This window comes from Pseudomonas mandelii, from assembly GCF_900106065.1.
Lineage (GTDB): Bacteria > Pseudomonadota > Gammaproteobacteria > Pseudomonadales > Pseudomonadaceae > Aquipseudomonas > Aquipseudomonas mandelii.
Genome location: NZ_LT629796.1, coordinates 2,325,065 through 2,347,760, shown reverse-complemented (window position 1 = coordinate 2,347,760; position 22,696 = coordinate 2,325,065). Strand labels below are relative to the sequence as shown.

Sequence of the window (22,696 nt, the reverse complement as noted above, 5' to 3'; positions counted from 1 at the left end):
AGAACGCTATGGAACCCGGAAACGCCCAGCTGTCGATGACGGTATTGATGACCCCTGACATGGCCAACTTCTCTGGCAATGTTCACGGCGGTACCCTGCTCAAATACCTCGACGAAGTGGCCTACGCCTGCGCCAGCCGTTACGCCGGTCGCTACGTGGTGACCTTGTCGGTGGACCAGGTGATTTTCCGCGAGCCGATTCATGTCGGCGAACTGGTGACCTTCCTGGCCTCGGTCAATTACACCGGCAACACTTCCATGGAGGTGGGCATCAAGGTGGTGACCGAAAACATCCGTGAGCGCTCGGTGCGCCACACCAACAGCTGCTTCTTCACCATGGTGGCAGTGGATGACGACCGCAAACCGGCTGCCGTACCGCCGCTGCAACCGCAGAACAGCGAAGACAAGCGCCGCTTCATGCAGGCTCAGCAACGCCGGCAGATTCGTCAGGAACTGGAAAAGCGGTATCAGGAAATCAAGGGCGATGCCTGACGTGTTCAGGCTTTAGATCGCTTTCGCGGGCAAGTCTTGCCCGCGAAGCTTTTAAAGGCTGATGGCAGTCGCTTCGAACTTCACCCGCGGATGCGCAATCCGGTCCTGCGCCCGCACCAGCTCCAGCTCATAGCTGGCACACGCCTGGGTTTCCAGCAGCACTTCATGCACCGCCGCCGCCGTGAACTCGAAGGCCGCCAACAGGCTGTCGCCTAACAGCACACGCGCCAGGAACAGCCCCGACGTCAGGTCGCCAACGCCCACCGGCTGACGCGGAAACGCCAGCAACGGACGACGCAGGTGCCAGCTGCCTTCCGCCGTTACCAACAACATCTCGAAGCCATCCGCCGGCTTGCCGGGATAGTCCAGATGCTTGACCAACACCGCCTTCGGTCCGCGCGCCAGCAGTGCGCGTGCCATCGCCAGGCAATCGAACAGCGACTGCGGCTTGCGCCCCGAGAAGCTGTCCAGCTCCAATTGGTTCGGGCACATGAAGTCCGCCACCGAAGCCGCCTCTTCCAGCAGGAAATCGCTGACTTCGGCCGGCACGCTGCAGCCCTTCTCCGGATGGCCCATTACCGGGTCGCACAAATACAGCGCCTTGGGGTTCATCGACTTGATCCGCGCCACACCCGTCAGGATCGCCCGGCCCTGAGCCGCACTGCCGAGATACCCGGACAGCACCGCATCGCAATTGCCCAGCTCGCCAATCGCCGCGATCCCTTCAACCAGATCGGGGATCTGGTGCGGTGCCAGCACCTCACCGGTCCACTGGCCGTATTGCGTGTGGTTGGAGAACTGCACGGTGTTGAGTGGCCAGACATTCACCCCGACCCGCTGCATCGGGAAAACCGCGGCGCTGTTGCCAGCGTGGCCGAACACCACGTGGGACTGGATGGCGAGCAGATGGGGCGTACGTTTCATGCGGTGAGTTCCGTAAAACGATTGAAATTCGAGCCGCGCAGTATGCGACGAAACACGGCCTGTACGACAGACCGGCGACGCAGTTAAGCTGGCACTATCTTGTTGGAGCAATTTGCTGATGCTGACCCTCGGAAATATCTTCGTGCTGATGCTGCTCGCCACTGGCGGCGCATGGCTGTGGCACAACCACGGCTTGCGCGAGCGCGCGCTGGAAAGGGTCAAGCTGCATTGCACCAAGCTCGGGATCGAGTTGCTGGACGGTAACGTGGCGCTGAAAAAGATCGCGTTCATCAAAGACGCCAACGACCGGCGGCGCCTGGCTCGTGTGTATAACTTCGAGTTCACCGTGACCGGCGAAACCCGCCACAACGGCACCATCACCCAGTTCGGCGCCCACAGCGCGCAGATCGAACTGGCGCCTTACCCAATGCCGTTCGACGACACGCCTGCTGTGGTCGACGTGGAGAAGCCTCGCGCGGAGGTGATCGAGCTGAGCCAGTGGCGGCAAGAACACACCAAGTGGCGTCCTTAACCGGTCCGACAGTCGGCCAACGCTTTTTGCAGTGAAGCCACTTCCTGCGGCTCACCGAAAATCAATTCGATCCTCGAATCCTGGCGCCATTCGCTCTGTTGCCATTCCAACGGCGAGTTATCCAGCGCATTCGCTGATACCCAACCGTCGACGCTGTGGATAACCAGCTTCGCCCGTCGCCAGGCAAAGCTTTCAAGCCACTGGCCAACGCGAGCCGCATCGAAGGTCTGAGTCGGATGCCACCGCCAACCGACGCTCCAGCCGCCGTCCTGCGCCTGACTCAAGCAAATCGGCAGCGCAGGATCGGTCCATATGGCCGGCATCTGCGCCAATCCCTTGGGCACGATAAAGTTATCCACACCCGCCTCCGCCTGAACGCCAAGGCCCGGTAATTCGTTCAACGGCAGGCGCGCTTGCTGCGTCCAGTACAAAGGACGAGCAGGCAGCTGTGCGGCGATTCGCTGGCGATCATTGACGTCGAGACCTTCCGCCTTGTTCAGCACCAACAAACCGGCACTGCTCAACGCCTCCTGTTGCGCCTCGGGCAATGGTTTGCCAGCGGCGAGCGCCTGGGCATCCAAAACCAGTACACAAGGTTGTACCGCCAGTACGCCTTGCCACGGCGCTTCACTCAATTGCTTGAGCAACTGCGCCGGGTGGCCCAACCCTGATGGCTCGATGAACAGCCGATCCGGCCGCGCCTTGCGCAGCAACCGCCCGAGGCCGATCTGAAACGGCGCACCGTTCACGCAACACAAACAGCCCCCGGCCACTTCCCCCAGTGCGATACCATCGGCGTCCCGGGTCAGCAGCGCGGCATCGAGGCCGATCTGGCCGAACTCATTGATCAGCACCGCCCAGCGCTCGCTCGCTGGCCGCTGCGCCAGCAGGTGCTTGATCAAACTGGTCTTGCCCGCGCCCAATGGGCCGGCAATGACGTGAGTGGGAATGTTCTGCAACATGGTCGATGTTTTCTGAGGAGGTAATGGATGCGGTTGATGGAATTGTCGTTGCTGTTGGCGCTCTGTTCCGGTGAGGCGCTGGCCCAGGCTTGCGTGGTACATAGCACAGCCGAACGACTTGACGTGAAAGTCTGCCAGCAGAACCGCAACATCCCGCAAAAGCTCTTCGCCGACGGATTCTGCCAGCCGAACCTTCCCGGGCAGAAAGTCGACGTGCAATACGTCGACCAATGTCCCACGGGCGCGTTCGGCGTGTGCAGCAACGCCCAAGTCGCCAATATGCCTTACCGACAGGATATTCACTATTACGGCGTAGCCACCGATGCGGCGTATCTGAAACCGTTTTGCGAAGGCCAGAGCCAGGGCAACTGGCTCAAGCCTTAGGCCAGCCAATCCAGGGTCAGGATCAAACGGCGTTCGCCCGACGCGGGTTGCGGCGAACGGTGGATCAGGCCGAATCCTTCGTTGCCGTGCCATTTCTCGCCTTTCAGCAGTGCCACTTCACCGCTGACGATCTGCTCGATCAGCGAATGCTGCGTGGGCTCGGCACCAGGCTGGCCCAGTTGCCGGCGATCCATCACCCCTTCTTTCAGCCACTGACTGCCCGCTCCGGAATACGTCGTGATTAACCGCACCGGCACATGATCGACGTGAAAACGCGGGCACATGGCCTTGTCCAGAACGCGCACGCGCAGGCCGATGCGCTTGGCGCCCAACAGACAAGCGAATGCGCTGACCAGCCAGGACACGTCGGCAATGAAACCGGCATAGCCTTCGAGATCGCGGAAACCGGATGCCAATTCATGCAGATCGGGCTCGGTGTCTTCGTTGGGTAACTCCAGGACCCGCGACTCGGCCAATGGCTCGTTCAGGGACAGCAACAAGCACCCGAAATCACTGATGTGCGCCGGGAGCTGGCGCTGCCAGATCGCCAGATTTACCCCGTCTTCAAGAATTCGGGTCAGGGTTTGCGGCGTTTCACCTTGAACCTGATGAACGACCGGCCGCAGCTTCAGACTGGGCGCCAGCATCAGGCGGCAACCTCTTCGTCCCAAGGGCCGAACGGATCTGACAGCAAACGCCAGCCTTCGATACCCAAGGCCATTTCATCATCGCTCAGCAGGCAATTGTCGAGTTCGGCGGTGAGTTGCGCAAAGTCGATGTTCTGACCGATAAACACCAACTCCTGACGGCAATCGCCGGTGGCTGCCGTCCAGTTTTCCATGATCCCGGCCGTGCTTTCTTCGTCCTGCGGCCACTGGGTTTTCGGCACGAAGCGCCACCAGCGCCCGGCGAAACCATGGCGCATCAAGCCACCGGCCTGGGACCAGCTACCCGCGTCCATATGCTTGCTGGCCAGCCAGAAAAAGCCTTTGGAGCGCAACAGTTTGCCGTTCACCCACGGTCGATCGATGAAGCTGAAAAAACGTTGCGGATGAAACGGTCGGCGAGCTCGGTAAGCCGTCGAGGCGATGCCGTACTCCTCGGTTTCCGCCACGTGTTCGCCGCGTAACTCCTGCAGCCAGCCTGGCGCTTGAGCCGCCTTTTCAAAGTCGAAACGCCCGGTGTTGAGGATTTCCTTCAGGGGGACTTCACCCATGACCATCGGGATGATGTGCGCCTGAGCGTTGAGGCGTTCAAGAATCGCGATCAGCTCCTCACGTTCGTGGCGACTGATCAAATCGATCTTGCTGATGAGGATCACGTCGGCGAATTCGATCTGCTCGATCAGCAGGTCGGTGATCGAGCGCTCGTCCTCCTCGCCCAATGTTTCACCACGGGAAGCGAGGCTTTCGGCCGCCTGATAGTCGAGCAGGAAGTTCATGCCATCGACCACCGTGACCATGGTGTCGAGCCGCGCGATGTCGGCCAGGCTCTGCCCCTCTTCATCCCGAAAAGTGAACGTTTCGGCCACGGGCAATGGCTCGGAGATACCGGTGGATTCGATCAACAGGTAATCGAAACGCCCCTCCCTGGCGAGCTTGCTGACTTCTTCGAGCAGGTCTTCGCGCAAGGTGCAGCAAATGCAGCCATTGCTCATCTCCACGAGTTTTTCTTCGGCACGATTCAGGCTGACATCGCGCTGGACTTCGCTGCCATCGATGTTGATCTCGCTCATATCGTTGACGATTACCGCGACTCGCAGGTTCTCGCGATTACGCAACACGTAATTGAGCAGCGTGCTTTTACCGGCGCCGAGAAAGCCGGACAGGACGGTCACGGGGAGACGATTGGGCATCAGGATTTCCTCACAGAGATGCCCGATCGCAGTGTCGGGCTGATTTCAATGTTATAGTATAACAATGCAATCAAGCCAGTCTGCTCTTGTCCTTCACGATAAAGGGTACGATGCTGAAACCCGCCCACGCCGTGAGAATTCCCATGCGCATTGCCCTGAAATCAGCGCTGGTTACCTTTTCGCTGTTGCTCGCCATAGACGCCCGGGCTCAGATCCCGAACCTGGCCACATGCACCCGAAGCGCCAATCTGCTCGCCTGCGTGGATGCCAATGGCAATGCCTATAGCGTCAACACCGTTGGCAGCACGATCTACTTGCGCGGTTTCGAAAGGGTAGGCAAACGCTATTGGGCGCAGACCAACAGCCGTTACGGTCAGCTCACGTTTTTCACCGGCATCGCCTCCGACGGCGAAGCCTGGGTCGGTTACAACCGGCGAGTCGGCTGGACTACGATCAACCGTTTCTCCAGCTCGGGCGGCAGTAGCGCCAGGTTCACCTGTAGCAGGATCAGCGGCTGCTAGGCCTGCGCTTTTTTCTGTTGCTGTTGCCAGGCGATGTAGCTGTCGAGCGGCGGGTTCTTCTGAAAATAGCGCTGCAATCCTTCGAATAATCCATCAGCCACAGCCTGCTGATGGCGGGCGGTTACCAGTCGCTGACTATCGCGAGCGTTGGAAATGAAGCCGGTTTCCACCAGGATCGATGGCACGTCCGGCGACTTCAGCACCGCGAATCCCGCTTGTTCCACACGCTTCTGATGCAGCGAGGTGATGGCCGCCAGACTGCCGAGCACGGTGCTGCCCAGCTGCAAGCTCGCGGCGATAGTGGCATTCATCGACATGTCGAGAATCACCCCGGCGAGCATTGGGTCCTTGTCCTTGAGATTGAGCAGACTGGTGGCGCCCAACAAGTCCGCGCCGTTCTCCCGCTGCGCCATGAAACGCGCCGTGGCCGAGGTGGCGCCGCCCTCCGACAAGCAATACACCGACGCGCCTGAAGCGGTGAGACGCGGCGCCGCGTCCGCATGCACCGAGATGAAGATATCGGCGTTGTGCTTGCGGGCAATCTCGACACGTTTACGCAGCGGAACGAAGAAGTCGTCGTTTCGCACCAGCTTCACGTCGAAGCCCTTCTCGCGTTTCAACCGCTTGGCCAATAGCTGGGCGATGGACAGGACGACGTCTTTCTCTCGCTCCCCTTTGGCGCCCACTGCACCGGGGTCTTTGCCGCCGTGACCGGGGTCGACCACCACGATGACGTCGCGCCTGGGGTGAGCCTTGTCGACCCTCGCCTGGGTCGCCTCGACGATGTTGAGCGGCGCTGATGGCTTCAGATCGAGGACCAGCCGGTCGCCTTGGCCATCCTGCGGCGGCAGCAGAAAGCTGTTGAGCTGAACCGGGCCGCTGAGGTCGAGGACGATCCGCGTATCGCCCTGACCAAAACGCCCGGACCGGATCGAACGAATGACCGTATTGCCAAGCGCCAGTTGGCTGAAGTCACCGCTGAGGCTGGCACCACGCAGGTCAACAATCAGCCGCTCGGGAGTGCTTAGCGAGAAGGTTTTGTACTGCACCGGCCCGCTCAAATCGAACACCAGACGCAGCTTGTCATCCGATCGCCAGAGCCGCGCGTTGCGAATCTGCGTAGCCGAAACACCAAAGGGCAACGCGAAGGCCGCGCAGGCCAGCATCCAGTTGAGCAAGTGACGTCGGTGCATGTTGGAAGCCGCTCGTGAAAAAGGCATGGTCGATTTCAATGTAATAACATAACATATGGAACCCCACTCCTACGACGGACCTGCTCATGAATGCGCTGACTCTGCCGGATATCGCCGCGCAGGCTTCACGCCAAGCCCTGCCACTCGACTGGGTGGGCATGTGCGGCATCGCTCTTCCTGTGTTGTTCGATGGCCAACGGCTTAGCGCAAAGGTGGACGCCGGCGTGAGCCTCGATGATGGAGAAGCGCGCGGTATTCACATGTCCCGGCTGTATTTAGCGCTGGAAGCACTTGAGCAGGAAAACCTGACGCCCGCCCTATTGCGGCGAGCTCTTCAACGTTTTCTCGACAGTCATGAAGGGCTGTCCCACGGCGCTTACTTAAAAATTGATGCGGATTTACTGCTCAAAAGGCCGGCGTTGATCAGTCCGCTGGCCGGCTGGAAAACCTATCCAGTGAGCATCGAAGCGCGTTTGAAAAACGCGATGTTCCACGTGGAACTAAAAATCGATGTTCCATACTCCTCGACCTGTCCGTGTTCAGCCGCACTTGCCCGGCAGTTGATTCAGCAACAATTCGTCGACGACTTCGCCAACAAGTCGCTGCAACACGCTGATGTATTAGCGTGGCTTGGTTCTACCAAAGGCATCGTTGCGACACCGCACAGCCAACGCAGCAACGCACGTTTACAGCTGCGGCTGGACGACTACCTGGATGACCTGCCGCTGATTGCACTCATCAATGACGCCGAAGCGGCACTCGGCACCGCCGTACAAACCGCGGTGAAGCGTGCCGATGAACAAGCCTTCGCCTTGGCCAATGGGCAAAACCTGATGTTCTGCGAGGACGCCGCTCGCCGATTGAATCTGGCCTTGAAACGCTCTCCCGGTATCAACGCTTTCCACATACGCGTCGTCCACGCCGAAAGCCTTCATGCCCACGATGCCGTTGCCGAAAGCCGATGGAACTGGGTAACCGCATGATCCGTTGTCAGGCATTGCGCTGGGGGGCGCCCGGTCAACCGCTTACGCCCCCTGTGGATTTTGAATTGCCCGAAGGCAGTCTGACTGCCGTGATCGGCGCCAATGGCTCGGGTAAAAGCAGTCTGCTGAAAGTCATCGCGGGGCTGCAAAAACCCTTGGCCGGAAAAGTCAGCCTCGCTATTCCACGCAAGGGCTCGCTTTCCTTCCTACCTCAACAGCAACACCTGGACAGGCAATTCCCCATCAGCCTTCAGGAGTTGGTAGCCGCTGGTTTCTGGGGCAGCAAGCAATCGCCAGAGATACGCCACCAACGTATCAAAGCCGTGCTGGAAGACTGGTGCCTGACGGGATTGGAACAGCGCCCGTTGATGGCCCTTTCCGGCGGCGAATTGCAGCGCGCCCTTCTCGCTCGCTTGAGTCTTGCCGAAGCGCCTTTGCTGTTACTCGATGAACCCCACGCCGCGCTCGATGAGCTGGGCCAGTCGCTGCTCTGGAAACACCTTCATAACTGGCACGCCGAAGGTCGAACCCTGGTGGTCGTGTGTCATGACCTCGCCGCCGTTCGCCAACACATTCCTCAAAGCCTGCTGATCAAAAGCAGCGGCTGCATCCTCGGACCCAGTACCGAACTGATCCGCCAACCACAGCAAGTGCAGGTGGCCTGATGCTCGCGGCCGCTCAGCTTTGGCAACCGTTCCACGAGTTTGTATTCATGCGCCGTGCACTCTTGGGCGGATTGGTCTTGGCTTGCAGCACCGCGCCGTTGGGCGTGTTTCTGATCCTTCGCCGGATGAGCCTGATCGGCGACGCGGTGGCCCACGGCATCCTGCCGGGTGCAGCGCTCGGTTTCTGGTTCGCCGGCTTGAGCCTCCCGGCACTGACCATTGGCGGACTTGGTGCAGGCCTGAGCATGGCCGGACTCGCCGCATGGATCACCCGCCGAACGGGGTTGCGCGAAGACGCGAGCCTCGCTGCGATCTATCCGATTTCCCTTGCCAGCGGCGTGCTGATCCTCGGCATTGCCGGCAAACGCCTGGACCTGCTTCACCTGCTGTTCGGCTCCGCGCTGGCGGTCGATGGGCCGACGCTGACCGGCATGCTGTGGGTCTCCGGGTTCAGCCTGATCGCCATGGCGCTGATCTACCGACCCTTGCTGCTGGACACCCTCGACCCGCTTTTCCTGCAAACCGTCAGCCGTCTTGGCCCGCTGGCTCACGGCGTATTCCTGACCCTGGTGGTACTGAACCTGGTGATCGGCTTCCAGGCCATCGGTGCCTTGATGGTGGTCGGTTTAATGATGTTGCCGGCCGCCGCGTCGCGGTTCTGGAGTCGCCGTTTACCCATGTTGATAGCGATTGCCGCCCTGCTCGGCTGCCTCTCGGTATGGCTCGGCTTATTGCTGTCGTTCTATTACTCGCTGCCCAGCGGCCCGGCGATCGTACTGGTGGCGGGCGGTTTGTATGCGCTGTCCGTGGTGTTCGGTCCGGTGCACGGTTTGCTGCGCCGCCCACCTTTGCTCACATCCCAATGAGGTTCTTTCCGATGCGCGCTTTACTCGTGCTGTTCAGTTTGATGCTGTCGATGTCGTTGTCTGCGGCGGAAAAACTTCAGGTGGTCACCAGTTTCAGCATCCTTGCCGACATGACCCATCAGGTCGGCGGCGACCATATCCAGATCACCAACATGGTCGGTCCTGACGCCGATGCCCACACCTACGAGCCGACTCCGGACGATGCCAAAGCCTTGCTCAGGGCCAGACTCATCATCAAAAACGGTTTGGGTTTCGAGCCATGGCTGGACCGCCTGGTGACCAGCACCGAGACCAAGGCCCCCGTCATCAGTGCGAGCCACGGCGTCATCCCGCGCTCCCTGGATGAAGACGGCGAGACCGTGCCCGACCCTCACGCCTGGCACAACCTGGCCAACACCGAGCTGTACATCAGCAACATCACCAAGGCGCTGATCGCCGCCGACCCGGCGAACACAGCCGACTACCAACGCAACAGCCAGGCCTACCTGAAACAGATCTACGCACTGCTCGCCCAAGCCAAGGCCAAGCTCGGTTCGCTACCACCGGGCAATCGCAAGATCGTCACCTCTCACGATGCGTTCGGTTATCTGGGCCAGGCCTACGGCATCGACTTCATGGCGCCGCAAGGCCTGTCGACGGAACGCGAACCTTCAGCCGCGGAAGTCGCTGCACTGATCACCCAGATTCGTCAGGCCAAGGTCAAAGCGGTGTTCATGGAAAACATCAAGGATGCCCGTCTGCTCAAGCAGATTGCCGATGAAAGCGGCGCGCACATCGGTGGCACGTTGTACTCCGATGCGCTCGCCGCAAGCGGTCCGGCGAGTACCTTTGCCGGCCTGTTCGAATACAACCTCAACACCCTCTACGACGCGTTGAGCAAGCCATGATCCGCAAGAACCCCTCAGGCGATTTGCCACTGATTGCGGAATCCGCCTATGTGGATAAAACTGCGATCATCTGCGGCAAGGTGGTGATTGGCGAAAACGTCTTCGTCGGCCCCTACGCCGTCATTCGGGCTGACGAAGTGGACGCGTCAGGCGAGATGGAGCCCATCACTATCGGCGCCAACTCGAACATTCAGGATGGTGTGGTGATCCACTCCAAGTCCGGCGCGGCGGTGACCATTGGCGAGTTCAGTTCAATCGCTCACCGCTCCATCGTTCATGGCCCTTGCACGGTTGGCGATCGAGTGTTCATCGGTTTCAACAGCGTACTGTTCAACTGCGCGGTCGGCGATGGCTGCGTGGTGCGGCACAACTCGGTGGTCGACGGTCGTGACTTGCCCGAAGACTTCTACGTGCCCTCCACCACCCGTATCGGCCCCAACACCGACCTGTCGCAGTTCCCACCGGTGAGCGTCAGTGCCTCGGAATTTTCCGAGGACGTGGCGCGCACCAACGTCGACCTGGTGCGCGGCTACAAAGCCCTGCAGAACGAGTTTTAACCATGAGCAGCGTGCTGGTTCGCAATGCCAGATTGGTGAACGAAGGTCGGGAATTCGATGGCGACCTGCTGGTGAGCAACGGCAGGATCGTGAAGATCGCGGGCAGTATCCACGGAGAAAATGCCCACGTCGAAATCGATGCACAAGGACAGTGGCTAGTGCCTGGAATGATCGATGACCAGGTGCATTTCCGAGATCCCGGGGCACCGGACAAGGGTAGCTTTTACACCGAATCGCGGGCGGCCGTGGCGGGCGGCATCACCAGTTTCATGGACATGCCCAATACAAATCCGGCAACCCTGACCCTCGCGGCACTCGATGACAAGAAGCGTCGAGCAGCGATCAACTCCGTCGCCAACTACGGCTTTCACTTCGGCGTGAGCAACGACAACCTCGACACCGTGGCGGCGCTCAATCCCTGTGAAGTAGCCGGTGTGAAAGTGTTCATGGGCGCCTCTACCGGCAACATGCTGGTGGACGATCCGCAGACGCTCGAACGATTGTTCGCCGAGGTGCCGACCCTTCTGCTGGCCCATTGCGAACACACACCCAGCATCGAAGCCAATGCTGCAAAAGTGCTCGAGCGTTTTGGGGAGCACATTCCCGCCTCGGTGCACCCGCAGATTCGCGATGCCGAAGCGTGCTTTCGTTCGTCCTCAATGGCCGTGGACCTGGCCAGGCGACACGGCACCCGCCTGCACGTTTTGCATTTGACCACCGCGCGTGAACTGGCGTTGTTCGAAGACAAACCGCTGACACACAAGCGCATTAGCGCCGAAGTCTGCCTGCATCATTTGCTGTTCGATGATCGCGACTACCCGAGCCTCGGCAACCTGATCAAATGCAATCCGGCGATCAAGACTCAGGCCGATCGTGATGCCCTGCGCCAAGCCCTGATGAGCAATCGGCTGGACGTCATCGGCAGCGATCACGCGCCGCACACCTGGGCGGAAAAACAACGGCCCTACCACCAGGCCCCGTCCGGATTGCCATTGGTGCAACACGCCCTGCCCGCGTTAATGGAACTGGTGATCGACGAAGTGCTGCCGATAACTGCCCTCGTGGCCAAGACCAGTCATCGCGTGGCTGATCTGTTTGCCATTCCCGACCGTGGCTATCTGCGCGAAGGCTACTGGGCCGACCTCGTTCTGATCAGAGCCGAGCCAGAGGGCGTGGCCGTTTCCAGGCAGCCGATCTTGTCGCAATGCGGCTGGACACCCTTCGCTCGCCAGCGTTTTCGCCACAGCGTCAGCACCACGATCGTATCGGGGCAAATCGCCTGGCACGACAAACGTCTTAATGACAACTGCCAGGGTTTACCCCTACGGTTTATGCGCTAACGCGCGTTAATTGCACTCGAGAGCACCGACATGATTCACATCACCCTGAGCGATGGTTCATTGCGTGAATACGACCAGCCGTTGTCGGTGTATGAATTCGCCGCGAGCATCGGTGCCGGGCTGGCCAGAGCGGCCGTGGCTGGTCGGGTGGACGGTGTTCTGGTGGACTGTGAGTTCATGATCGAGGCCGATGCCCGGGTCGGCATCGTCACGCCTCAGGAACCCGATGGGTTGGAGATCTTGCGACGCTCCTGCGCATTGATGCTGGCGGTGGCCATCAAGCAACTCTATCCAAAAGCGCAATTACAGATCGGATCGGCGATGGGTGATGGCTTCTTCTACGAGTTTTCGTTTGAGCGTCTGTTACACCTGGTCGACCTTGCCGGTATCGAAGCGCGCATGAGGACCCTGGCTGCAACCAACCATTCGATCCGGCGCAGAAAGCCGCCAACCGGATCGACGCCCCCGGAAAAGTCATTGCCCTATCTCCTTGGGGACTTCGAGTGTCTGTCAGTGGGGCCGCATGTTCCCGCAACCCGGGTGTTGCAGGCATTCGCGCTCGATCACATCAGCGGCACCGCGCCACAACGGGTTTATGGAACGTGCTGGCCCAGCCAACAGGAACTGGATGACTGGCGGTCGCCGCCGCACGTGATCATTGTCAGCATGGACGAGCGTCAGGCGGATTACGCACAGTCGGTGACCGAGGCGTTGCGCCGGGGTGGCGTGCGCGCTCGTGCTGATCTGCGCAACGAGAAAGTCCGCCACAAGATCCGCGAGCATAGTCAGCAAGTGCCGTATCTGGTGGTGATCGGTGAGAAAGAAAAAGCCGGCGGGTTTGTCAGTGTGCGCAGCCGCACCGGAGAGGATTTCGGCAGGATGGCGGTTGATGCGGTGTGTGAGTGGTTGAGGTCAATTGGCATTGCGAGAGTCTGAGCCGGCTCCTTCGCGGGCAAGCCTCGCTCCCACAGGATCTGCATCGACCCTGTAGGAGCGAGGCTTGCCCGCGAAGCTTTTAAGCCCTCGGCTTGACCGCCCCGCAATCCTGACCCAACCACACGGCGCGAGTATCGAGGCTACCCTTCTGCTGAAGGCCGGTCGCATTGAACGTGCCGTTGACCTTGGTGGTGAACTCACGATCACTGAGGAAAGTGGCGACTCCCGCGCCCTGCGCTTTCGGACAGCTGAAACGGAATTTCCACTGATTACCGCTGCGGTCAGTGATTTCCTGTTTGCAGCCCGATTGCGGGTCCGTCAGCGGGATATTGTCTGACTTCACTTGCTCCGGCGTCAGGCACGCCCGAATCCCCTTTCCGCCCATGGTGATGCCCTGCTTCTCCAGCTGCGCACGCTGTTGCGGAGTCATCTGGCCCTGCAACTGGCCGAGGATCAGCTGCAAGTCCGGCAGGTTCTGGTCATCGACCTTCATGTTGCTCGTGGTCAACTCCCACAAACCTGGCTGCAGCATCTGCGCCTGAGCGGCCAGGGGAACTGCTAAACCTAAAGCCACGGCCAAACCCAGCAGACGAACGTTCATCGAGTAACTCCTGATCAGTAGTGGCCGTTAGACGTCAGCCGCAGGCTTCAGTTCATGGGCCAATTAAATAGCGACATTCTGCACGGAACATGGTCTGTTAAGCATTGAATCTTCAGGAGCAAGGCTGCCCCATGGATTACTTTGGACCGCACATTTTCGGCTACATGATTGCACTGCTTCATACGCTGGGCCTGATCGCAGCCATCCACGCCGTACTCACCGTCCGGACCGCCCAGGGCGCTATCGCCTGGGCCCTGTCGTTGATCTTCATGCCTTACCTCACGCTTATTCCGTACTTGGTCTTTGGCCGCAGCACCTTCGATGGCTACATCAAGGCGCGGCGCCAGGCCAACGAGGAAATGCGCAAGGCGATCTCAGAGCTCAACTGGCGCCCCTGGGTAGAAGAGGCGCTGACCGCACGCGCCTCCAACGCCTACGCGTCCCTGCGGGCGATGCCGAAACTGGGGCGCATGCCGTGCCTGGCGAACAACGAAGTGCGCTTGCTGATCAACGGCCAAGCCACCTTCGACGCAATTTTCGAAGCCATCGACAACGCGAAGGAAGCGGTGCTGATTCAATTCTTCATCATCCACGACGACCGCCTCGGCCAGCGCCTGCAAACCCTGCTGCTGAAGAAAGCCGCAGAAGGCGTGGCCATACACTTGCTGTACGACCGCATCGGCAGCCATTCCCTGCCCCACAGTTACGTGCAGCCGTTGCGCGATGCCGGCGTAGAGGTCAAAGCCTTCGCCACCCGCAGCGGCTGGCTTAACCGCTTCCAGGTCAACTTCCGCAATCACCGCAAGATCGTCGTGGTCGACGGGATTCTGGGCTTCGTCGGCGGGCATAACGTTGGCGACGAATACATGGGCGAGAAACCGCCGCTGGCGCCCTGGCGCGATACCCACGTGCGCGTATGCGGGCCGGTGGTGGCCTGCATGCAGGAATCGTTTGCCGAAGACTGGTTCTGGGCGGCGCGATCATTGCCACCACTGATCCTGCCGGACGTGTATCCGGACGACGGTGTGCTCTGCCAATTACTCGCCAGCGGCCCGGCCGATTCCTACGAAACCTGTTCATTGTTCTTCGTCGAAGCCATCCATGCGGCAACAGAAAGGGTGTGGATCACCAGCCCCTACTTCATCCCCGACGAAGCCGTGTTCGCTGCGTTGAGACTGGCCGCTCTTCGAGGCGTGGATGTGCGGCTGCTTCTGCCCTCACGACCGGACCACCGAATCGTTTACGCGGCCTCAAGCCTTTATGCTTTCGAAGCCGTGCGCGCAGGCGTGCGCGTGTTTCGGTACGCGCCGGGTTTCTTGCATCAGAAGGTGGTGTTGATCGACAGTGAAATCAGCGCCATAGGCAGCGCCAACCTGGATAACCGCTCATTCCGGCTCAATTTCGAAGTGATGTTACTGACCGTCGACAGCGCGTTTGCCGCCGAGGTGGAACAGATGCTCAATGATGACTTCGCCCAGGCCCACGAGATCGCCAAAGAAGAAAGCCGGGAGACCCGCCGCCTGCAACAGGTCGGCATGCGGATCGCCCGGCTTATTTCACCGATTCTCTAAAGGTAGATGTCGTCTCGCGTCCAAGGCAGTTCATGGCTGCCATCGGCGTGGGCTTTCACCGCGAGGATCTGGTGCAGGTTGATCCAGCCTCTGGCGAACGCGTAAGCGCATCCCGCCAGGTACAACCGCCAGATCCGCAGCGCCTGTTCCGGAACCAGTTTTGAAGCCGCTTCCAGATTGTCCTCCAGGCGTTCGCTCCAATGGTCCAGGGTGCGCGCGTAGTGCAGGCGCAGGCTCTCGACATCGACGATTTCCAGCCCCGCTTCGCTGATCTCGGCGGAGATCATCGACAGGTGCGGCAACTCGCCGTTGGGGAACACATATTTCTCGATGAAATCCCCGGCACCGCGCCCCACAGGTCGGCCATCCGTGTGCTTGGCGGTGATCCCGTGGTTCATTACCAGGCCGCCCTCTTTCACTGCGCCGAACAAGGTCTTGCAGTACTCGGCCAGGTTGGCGTGGCCGACGTGTTCGAACATGCCGACGCTGACCACCTTATCGAAGCGCCCGTCCTGAGGCAGATCGCGGTAGTCGAGCAGTTGCAGTTCAACCAGATCGTCCAGGCCTTCGGCGGTCACTCTTTCACGGGCCAGGGCCAGTTGCTCTTTACTCAGGGTAATCCCGAACACTTTCGCGCCAAACTCGCGGGCCGCGAAACGGGCCAGCCCTCCCCAACCGCAACCGACATCCAGCAGGTATTCACCCGGTTGCAGACGTAGCTTGCGGCACAGGTGGCGGAACTTGGCTTGCTGGGCTTGCTCCAGCGTTTCGCTGCCGGTCTCGAAATAGGCGCAGGAATACGCCATGTCGCTGTCGAGCCACAGCTGATAAAACGCATTGGAAAGGTCGTAGTGGTAGGAAATCGCCTTCGCGTCGGTTTCCTTGTCGTGGAACGTGCGCACAGGCTGACTGTCGTCGTCCTCGCTCAACAACGCCTGACTCCATTCATCACAAACGCGGATCACGTCGCTGATGGAGCCTTCGAGTTCCAGCTTGCCTTCGACAAACGCCGCTCCGAGCGCGTCCAGGCTGGGATGAGTGAACTGGGTAACCATTTGTGGGTCCTTGACCACAATAGTGACGCTGGGCGTCGGCCCCAGGTTGAATTCATGGCCGTCCCAGAGTCGCAGGCGTAGCGGTAACTGCAGATTCTGTAAGGCCGGTGGAAGTTGCGCGAGCATGGAAAGTCCCCCTTGTTTCAGACGTCTGATGTGAGGGTAGACCATCCTAGAAAAATAGCTGGCTATCGATTTAATAGCGTTTTTCTATAACTCGCGGCGCTTAAACCAGCCGTCGTGCGTCCACAAAAGCAGATGGTCCTTACCCTAGATGACTACAAATTTGATGCACAGTTCTAAAAACTCGGTTTTGCCCTCATAGCCCTGGTTTAGAAGCGTTCAAGCCTCGTCTTTAATTTTCAGCAAAGGCTCCTGAAAGCGCAGCAGACGCCCCGCATTACCGAGCACCAACAACGTACTGAGGTTATGCAGCAACGCTGCAATCATCGCCCCCGCAGCACCGAGCCAGCCGAATGCCGCAAACGCGACAATCGCCAGGGTCCAGCCCAGACCGATGATCACGTTGACCTGCAAGGTCTGCCGACATTGGCGACTCAACCGGACACAGGTGCCGAGGCGACGCAGGTCGCTGCCGATCAACACAATATCCGCCGACGCCAGCGCGATGTCCGCGCCACCCGCGCCCATGGCCACCCCCACGACGCCGGCCTTGAGTGCCAGCGAATCGTTGATGCCATCCCCCACCACCATCGGCCGGAAGCCGTTGCCGATTTCCGTCAGCACCCGGTTGAGTTTGTCCTCAGGCAGTGCCTGCGCCTCAACATCGGTAATGCCGACATCCCGTGCCAGTGTATGTGCGACGCTTTGCCGATCTCCGGTGAGCAACAACTGGCGACCCAAACCCAGTTCACGCAATTCACTCAAGGCAAAACGCGCCTCAGGTTTGACGCTGTCTGCCAGCAACAGCCAGGCCAGGAATTCACCGTTGAGTGCCAGCCCGGCAATCGGGCCATCGTGTTCGGGAACCGCCGAAGTGGCGATGCCCAGTTGCGCGAATAGCTCTGGACGGCCGAGCGCTGCTTCGCCCTGCTCCGTCATCGCGACCACGCCCAGGCCCTGGCGCTCGTGGATGTCCGACAGCAGCAGAAAATGTTCCTGAGTGACCAACCCCGCGAGCGCACGGCTCACCGGATGACTGCTGGCCGAGCCGAGGCTCGCAGCGAGTTTAAGCACGTGACTGCGGTCCTCCAGCGGGCTGTCGATGGACTGCAAGCGCAAGGTGCCAAACGTCAGGGTTCCGGTCTTGTCGACCACCAGCGACGTGAGGTCCGCCAACTCTTCCAGGAACGCCGAGCTGCGAATCAGAATCCCATGCCGCGCCGCCACCGCCACGCCGGCAATCGCCGTGGCCGGCGCCGATAACACCAACGCGCAAGGACACGCCGCCACCAGCACCGCGAGCATCGCCTGGGCATCATTGGTGACAAACCAGGTCACTGCGGCCAACAGCAATACCAGCACCATGTAACTGCCGGCGTAACGTTCAAGCAAACGGGTGATCGGCGGCTTCGAACGCTCGGCGCTTTGCATCAGGGCGATGACTTTACCGAGGGTTGATTCGTTGCCGGTGCGTGTCACTTCGAGGCGCAGCAAACCGTCGAGATTGATCGCGCCGCCAAAGACCTGCATGCCGACACCCGCCTCGATCGGCACCGACTCACCGGTGATTGATGCCGTGTCGAGGCTTGCCTGACCGGACAACACCCGACCATCGGCCGGCACTCGGTCGCCCGCACGTACCTCGACAATGTCGCCGGTTTTAAGGGTGCCGTTGTCGACTTCGACGATGGCTCCGTCAGCCTGAACCTTGCGAGCGTGACTGCGGGTCAGTTTGCCGAGCGCACGAATCGCTTCCTGGGAACCGATCACGCTGCGCTCTTCCAGCACGTGGCCGAAGATCATGATGATCGGCAACAACGCAGCAGTCAGCAGATCACCCGTCGCCCAGGCACCGAGCATGGCGAGGGCAATCAGCTGATCGGTGATCCCGTGCAAGCTTGGATATCGCAGGCTGTACCACGCCGAACGCATCACTGGCACGGCCACCAGCAACGATGCAAAACCCAACAGCAATTGACTGACGCCCGTCTGCTCCGGTGACAGCCAGCGCCAGATCAACCCGAGGCTGAGCAAGCCAAGGGCAAGCATGGCCAAGGTCAATTGGCGTGCAGCGCTGCGTTGTTCAGCCGAGGACAACAGGCTGGGTGCGGCGGCGGTTGGGGTGGTCATTGCGCTGCTCCCTGAATGATCAGGCGGGAATCATCTTTCGGATTGACCGTCGTTACTGAGCCGGCCTGGCCGAGAATCTTCGGCATCCGCTCGCGGTAGATACGCAGCAACATTTGCGGGTCAGTGCCCTGTTGTTGCGCTTGGGCCAGGCTCAACACCGTGGCCGTATCAGCCGAAGCTTTGGCCAGCCGTTCGCTCGCTTGGGCGTGGGCGACTTGCAGTGTCCGGTCGCCTTGTTCATTGGCGGCCTGGGTCAGTTTCTCGGCCTCGGTGCGCGCATTGGCGACGGTTTTGTCCGCTTGCTGGCTGGCGGTCAGCACCGCATTGAAAGCGTTCACCGCTGGGCCGGGCAGACTCGATTGCACGTCGACTCGCGCCACTTCGATACCCAGGCCCTGTCCCGTCGTGGTCAGCTCGGCCAGACGCTGATTGATGCCCTGCACCAAATCACCGCGCAGACGTTCGCGACGTTCTGCCGCCTGATTGTCGCTACCGATCAGTTCCGGCCGCGCCACCAAAATGGTGTCCAGGTCTCGCGCGGCCGTCAGGGCAACGGCGCTGCGGGTGACCAGCCGATCGAGTGCCGGCAAAACATGTTCACCTTGAAGCACGAAGGCATAAGGTTCGGTGACCTTGTAGAAAACCCGCACATCCAGCTGCACCACGCCCGCGTCACCGGTCAGCAAATAGCCCGATCCAGCGAGCGTATCGCTCAGCGGTGTCGCGAAAGACGCCACCCGATCGGCCTGCAACGCAGCATCGCTACGAAGCAGATTCTCCACCCGACGCTCGATCACCCGATCAGCTGCCGGCAGCAAAATCACTTGCTCAAAGGGGCGCGGCCAGGCCAATAGCAAACCGGCATTCTGGATGCGATCCAGCGCGCCGAAGTGCAGGACCACCGCCCGATTCTGAGGATCAATCTGCCGCACATTGGAGAATGCCCACGCTAACGCAGCCAGAACGGTCACGCCGTAAAGCGCCAAAAAAGCCAATCGCCCAGCCTGAATCCAGGGGCTGCTTAACTCATGTGTTCCACGTGGAACTAAATTCATGGCTGTGACCCGGACTTGTTATCGAGGGTCGGTGGACCGTCAACCAGCACCCGGAAAGGTGCAGCATCAGTGCGCAATATCAGCTTGGTGTCCGGGGTGACGATCGTGCCCAATGTATCGAGGGAGCGCAGCAAGTTGTAAAGCTGTGGCGAACCGGCGTAGGCACGGCCGTAAATCTGCGCGGCTTCGACGCGGGATTGGGCTTCGATATCGGCAGCTTTCACCGTCGCATCAGCTTGCACGATGCGCGCATCTCGTTCAGCCGCGGACCGGATTTGCGCGGCTTCACGCTTGCCGATGGCGGTGCGCTCGGTGGCAATTGTTTCACGCTCGGCGCGCATGCGATCGACGGTGGCGGTGAGCGTCACCGACGGCAGGGTCAAACGCTCGATGCCCACTTGCAGCACGCGAACGCCATACGTGGTCAGCAACTGCTGATCGATCTGTTTACGCAACTGCGCTTCGAAGTCGGCAATGTGCACCTGATTGGCGTCGGTGTTGACCAGATTGGCCAGGTCGAAACTGCTCGCGGTGGTTTCCAGTGCCGACCCCACAAACGTGCGAATCTGCCGCGCCGCTTCGTCCGGCTGATTCTGCACGGCGCGCATAAAGCGCTGCACATTGTCCGGGTCGCCCTGAACCTGCCACGCCACGTAGGCCTGAACAATGATGCGCAATCCGTCGCGCGTGCCCACATCCTGCAAACCGCTGGAGGTGGTGCGCAGCCGTAAGTCGACCGGAATGGCCGCTTCAAACGGTGCCGGCCAGCGCCAGCCGAGACCCGGCTCCAGCAACACCCGCGACGGATTACCGAAGCGAGTAATCACCGTGGCCTCCCCCGAGCGAACCTGCACCAGACTCGCTGCCGCGATGGCGAATGCCACGAGCAACGCCGCCCACCCCATGCGCCGCCACGGGAATGGACCGGCTTCCTGTGAATCACCGTGATGATGGTGGTGACCGTGGTGATGTCCGCCATGTCCGTGATCGTGGCCGGCGTGGTCGTCATGATCGTGAGAGTGCGACTGGCTCAATGGGTAACTCCTGGCTGAGCGCTGTTGCGCGGCGACGCAGGATCGGCCGGCAGCGTGAAGGTACGTAGGTCGATGGTCGGTGCATTACTGGTGCCGCCCAGACGATGATCGAGCACCAGCAATTTGGCGTTGGCCAGACCCTGGGTCAGTTGGCTGAAATACTGCTCCAGCAAGAACGCTTGGCCGGCACTGGCATAGGCTTTTTGTTCGGCGGTGAATTTCAGATCAGCCGCCTGCGCGGCGGAGTTGATTTCATGCGCGCTGGCGCTCGCCTGATCGCGAGCGATGCTGGCCTGCAACTGCGCTTGATTGGTCGCTTGCGCTGCTGCCCCGCGCTCACGCGAGATCAATGCCTGGGCACCAATCTGCGCCGCCTGAACGCCGTGATAAGCGTTGGCTGCACCGGCCGGCGGATGGATCGCCTCCACCACGGTGGCGAGAATTTCCACACCGCTGTCGAGCTTCTGCAGATCAGATTGCACGGCGCGGCCGATCTCCTCGGCCAGCCCTACCCTGTCCTCGCCAAGCAAACCGTCGAGGGTCCGCGAGGCAAAGTCGTGCACCAGAATCCGGCTGGCAGTGCTGCGAATCAGCGTCGGTACATCGGCGCTGTTGTACGTCGCAGCCAACGCCGCTTGATCGGTCAGACCGATGCGGTACACAAAACGCACGTCCATGTTAACGATCTGAAAGCTCTGCTTGTCGGCACGGCTGCTGGCGATCACCTGGGATTTATCGTTCACATGGCTGGCGTCCCACAAGCGATTGGCAATCGCCGGCGCCGGGCCTTCTGCAGGTTCCAGGACGACCGGCACCGATGTTTCGCCAACGCTTGTTGCCAACTCGTGAACCACACCGTTTTCAACGCTCAACACCCGGCCCAGCGGCCACGGTAAACCGGCGTGCAAACCCGGACCGAACACTTCCACCGGTTTGCCGAACCGTTCGTAGATGCCCCGCCCTTGCAGGGGTATTTCGTGAACGCCGGTGAGCGACCACCCGACAATCGCCACCACCGCCATCACCGGTAAAAACGCCCGACGCATATAGGTGAAGGCCCAGATCTGCCGCAAGTCGATACCGAAGCGGTTATGCAGTTCGTGCTGCAACGCCAGCAACGGTTGTGGCGGCCAGCGCAGCATGTCGGCGACAACACTTCGTGCCAGCAACGTCGGTTCAAAGTGTTCACGGCGAGGACTGAACAACGACAACATGGCGCGTAGCAGCAACTCGGCCGCGACCAGTCCCGGCAGCAACCCGAACAACACGGCAAGGCGTACTGGCCAGACCGAAGTTTCGCTGCCAAACAACAAACACAACGCGCTGAGCACCAGGCAAATGATCGCCACCCGGCTCAGTTGCGCCAACTGCCCCGCTTCTGGCCATTGGGCGACGTTCTCTTGGGCGAGCTGACGCTCAAGCACCAGCAAACCGAAGGCCAGCAACAACGACAGCACGGCACCGACACTTGCCGATAACCCCAACGCTGCGGGCGCCAACGCGAGGTTCCAGAATTGGCTGATGCTGTAGATCGCCAACAGTGCCCAACCAGCGAGCCATAGGGTCGGTGCGCCGATCTGCCCGAGCAAGCGCACCCAGCGCTGACCGAGCCGCTCCAGCAGTCGCTCATACCAGCCATCGGGGGCAACGGTTTCATCCGAAACAACCTCTGGCAGCGGCGGATTCATCGCTTGCGCGCGCCACTGAGTCACCCACCATGCCGATTGCAGGCCGGCAATCAGCACCAGCAAACCGGCGCTCTGATTCACCAGCAACGGGGCCCACAGCGACAACGGCGCAAACAGCCCGACAAAAAACGCCAACACCAACCCGACCGCCGCCAAGGCACTCAGGCCGATGGCGAACTGACGCAATCGCCGCCCTTGAAAAACCGCCTGCTGAAAGCGCGGCAGCCCGGCTACCTGCGTTCCATCGACTTCGAGATCGACTTGCATACCACCCCAGTGCTTATCATTGGCCACATCGCAATTCGTTACGATATAACGAAAGTGGTGAAATTTTTGTACTAAA

The 22,696-nt window shown here is 60.4% G+C and carries 23 protein-coding genes; 12 read left to right on the top strand and 11 right to left on the bottom strand.

What is annotated here, in order from left to right:
- The first annotated feature begins 8 nt into the window (after positions 1–8).
- The gene (locus tag BLU63_RS10605) at positions 9–491 is read left to right on the top strand and encodes an acyl-CoA thioesterase (protein WP_010465381.1); all 483 of its coding nucleotides are present in this window, start codon (positions 9–11) and stop codon (positions 489–491) included.
- Between the two features lie 51 nt (positions 492–542).
- Here the strand turns inward: BLU63_RS10605 and pdxY are convergent, their stop codons facing one another.
- Positions 543–1,415 carry a pyridoxal kinase PdxY gene (gene pdxY / locus BLU63_RS10600; protein ID WP_010465382.1) on the bottom strand — a complete coding sequence of 291 codons (873 nt, stop codon included), beginning with the start codon at positions 1,413–1,415 and terminating at the stop codon, positions 543–545.
- Between the two features lie 118 nt (positions 1,416–1,533).
- Between pdxY and BLU63_RS10595 the strand changes: the two genes are divergently transcribed.
- Complete coding sequence (locus tag BLU63_RS10595; RefSeq protein WP_010465383.1) at positions 1,534–1,947, top strand: DUF3301 domain-containing protein; 414 nt, start codon at positions 1,534–1,536, stop codon at positions 1,945–1,947.
- On the opposite strand, the gene BLU63_RS10590 is transcribed toward BLU63_RS10595, so the two are convergent.
- Positions 1,944–2,909 (bottom strand): CobW family GTP-binding protein, encoded by a 966-nt coding sequence (locus BLU63_RS10590; RefSeq protein WP_083375427.1) that lies wholly within the window; start codon positions 2,907–2,909, stop codon positions 1,944–1,946. The two genes, BLU63_RS10595 and BLU63_RS10590, sit on opposite strands and share 4 nt — an antisense overlap.
- A 27-nt stretch (positions 2,910–2,936) precedes the next feature.
- Between BLU63_RS10590 and BLU63_RS10585 the strand changes: the two genes are divergently transcribed.
- The gene (locus tag BLU63_RS10585; protein ID WP_010465385.1) at positions 2,937–3,293 is read left to right on the top strand and encodes a hypothetical protein; all 357 of its coding nucleotides are present in this window, start codon (positions 2,937–2,939) and stop codon (positions 3,291–3,293) included.
- Here BLU63_RS10585 and BLU63_RS10580 read toward each other — a convergent pair.
- Both BLU63_RS10580 and zigA read right to left on the bottom strand, forming a co-directional pair.
- Positions 3,290–3,940 (bottom strand): DUF1826 domain-containing protein, encoded by a 651-nt coding sequence (locus BLU63_RS10580; protein ID WP_083375426.1) that lies wholly within the window; start codon positions 3,938–3,940, stop codon positions 3,290–3,292. The two genes, BLU63_RS10585 and BLU63_RS10580, sit on opposite strands and share 4 nt — an antisense overlap.
- Positions 3,940–5,148 (bottom strand): zinc metallochaperone GTPase ZigA, encoded by a 1,209-nt coding sequence (zigA, locus tag BLU63_RS10575; RefSeq protein WP_083375425.1) that lies wholly within the window; start codon positions 5,146–5,148, stop codon positions 3,940–3,942. Before zigA ends, BLU63_RS10580 begins: the two co-directional genes overlap by 1 nt.
- A gap of 143 nt (positions 5,149–5,291) precedes the next feature.
- On the opposite strand from zigA, the gene BLU63_RS10570 reads away from it, so the two are divergent.
- The gene (locus BLU63_RS10570; RefSeq protein ID WP_083375424.1) at positions 5,292–5,669 is read left to right on the top strand and encodes a glutamine synthetase; all 378 of its coding nucleotides are present in this window, start codon (positions 5,292–5,294) and stop codon (positions 5,667–5,669) included.
- Here BLU63_RS10570 and BLU63_RS10565 read toward each other — a convergent pair.
- On the bottom strand, positions 5,666–6,862 hold the full coding sequence (locus tag BLU63_RS10565) for an N-acetylmuramoyl-L-alanine amidase (protein ID WP_083375423.1): 1,197 nt from the start codon (positions 6,860–6,862) through the stop codon (positions 5,666–5,668). The genes BLU63_RS10570 and BLU63_RS10565 overlap by 4 nt on opposite strands.
- An 86-nt stretch (positions 6,863–6,948) precedes the next feature.
- Here BLU63_RS10565 and folE2 point away from each other — a divergent pair, with 86 nt between their 5' ends.
- Genes folE2 through BLU63_RS10530 form a run of 7 tightly spaced genes read left to right on the top strand, consistent with a single transcriptional unit; the run spans position 6,949 to position 13,096 of the window.
- On the top strand, positions 6,949–7,845 hold the full coding sequence (gene folE2, locus BLU63_RS10560) for a GTP cyclohydrolase FolE2 (RefSeq protein ID WP_010465390.1): 897 nt from the start codon (positions 6,949–6,951) through the stop codon (positions 7,843–7,845).
- A complete protein-coding gene (locus BLU63_RS10555) occupies positions 7,842–8,510 on the top strand; it encodes a metal ABC transporter ATP-binding protein (protein ID WP_083375422.1) in 669 nt (222 codons plus the stop codon). Before folE2 ends, BLU63_RS10555 begins: the two co-directional genes overlap by 4 nt.
- Positions 8,510–9,376 carry a metal ABC transporter permease gene (locus tag BLU63_RS10550; protein ID WP_083375421.1) on the top strand — a complete coding sequence of 289 codons (867 nt, stop codon included), beginning with the start codon at positions 8,510–8,512 and terminating at the stop codon, positions 9,374–9,376. Before BLU63_RS10555 ends, BLU63_RS10550 begins: the two co-directional genes overlap by 1 nt.
- A gap of 11 nt (positions 9,377–9,387) precedes the next feature.
- Complete coding sequence (locus BLU63_RS10545) at positions 9,388–10,263, top strand: metal ABC transporter substrate-binding protein (RefSeq protein WP_083375420.1); 876 nt, start codon at positions 9,388–9,390, stop codon at positions 10,261–10,263.
- Complete coding sequence (locus BLU63_RS10540) at positions 10,260–10,820, top strand: gamma carbonic anhydrase family protein (protein WP_077748526.1); 561 nt, start codon at positions 10,260–10,262, stop codon at positions 10,818–10,820. Before BLU63_RS10545 ends, BLU63_RS10540 begins: the two co-directional genes overlap by 4 nt.
- 2 nt (positions 10,821–10,822) lie before the next feature.
- Positions 10,823–12,160 (top strand): dihydroorotase, encoded by a 1,338-nt coding sequence (locus BLU63_RS10535; protein ID WP_083375419.1) that lies wholly within the window; start codon positions 10,823–10,825, stop codon positions 12,158–12,160.
- Between the two features lie 30 nt (positions 12,161–12,190).
- A complete protein-coding gene (locus tag BLU63_RS10530) occupies positions 12,191–13,096 on the top strand; it encodes a His/Gly/Thr/Pro-type tRNA ligase C-terminal domain-containing protein (protein ID WP_083375418.1) in 906 nt (301 codons plus the stop codon).
- Positions 13,097–13,175: 79 nt separating this feature from the next.
- Here BLU63_RS10530 and BLU63_RS10525 read toward each other — a convergent pair whose 3' ends face one another.
- On the bottom strand, positions 13,176–13,697 hold the full coding sequence (locus BLU63_RS10525; protein WP_083375417.1) for a DUF3617 domain-containing protein: 522 nt from the start codon (positions 13,695–13,697) through the stop codon (positions 13,176–13,178).
- A gap of 131 nt (positions 13,698–13,828) precedes the next feature.
- On the opposite strand from BLU63_RS10525, the gene cls reads away from it, so the two are divergent.
- A complete protein-coding gene (cls, locus tag BLU63_RS10520) occupies positions 13,829–15,268 on the top strand; it encodes a cardiolipin synthase (protein ID WP_010465398.1) in 1,440 nt (479 codons plus the stop codon).
- Here the strand turns inward: cls and cfaB are convergent.
- The 5 genes from cfaB to hflK (BLU63_RS10495) form a co-directional block, all read right to left on the bottom strand.
- Positions 15,265–16,449 carry a C17 cyclopropane fatty acid synthase CfaB gene (gene cfaB / locus BLU63_RS10515; RefSeq protein ID WP_010465400.1) on the bottom strand — a complete coding sequence of 395 codons (1,185 nt, stop codon included), beginning with the start codon at positions 16,447–16,449 and terminating at the stop codon, positions 15,265–15,267. The genes cls and cfaB overlap by 4 nt on opposite strands.
- A gap of 216 nt (positions 16,450–16,665) precedes the next feature.
- Entirely contained in the window at positions 16,666–18,576 is a 1,911-nt protein-coding gene (locus BLU63_RS10510; RefSeq protein WP_083375416.1) for a cation-translocating P-type ATPase, read from the bottom strand.
- A complete protein-coding gene (hflK, locus tag BLU63_RS10505) occupies positions 18,573–19,631 on the bottom strand; it encodes a protease modulator HflK (protein WP_083375415.1) in 1,059 nt (352 codons plus the stop codon). Before hflK (BLU63_RS10505) ends, BLU63_RS10510 begins: the two co-directional genes overlap by 4 nt.
- A complete protein-coding gene (hflC, locus tag BLU63_RS10500) occupies positions 19,628–20,665 on the bottom strand; it encodes a protease modulator HflC (protein WP_010465405.1) in 1,038 nt (345 codons plus the stop codon). Before hflC ends, hflK (BLU63_RS10505) begins: the two co-directional genes overlap by 4 nt.
- The gene (hflK, locus tag BLU63_RS10495) at positions 20,662–22,620 is read right to left on the bottom strand and encodes a protease modulator HflK (RefSeq protein WP_083375414.1); all 1,959 of its coding nucleotides are present in this window, start codon (positions 22,618–22,620) and stop codon (positions 20,662–20,664) included. The genes hflC and hflK (BLU63_RS10495) overlap by 4 nt, the downstream gene beginning before the upstream one ends.
- Positions 22,621–22,696: the final 76 nt, after the last annotated feature.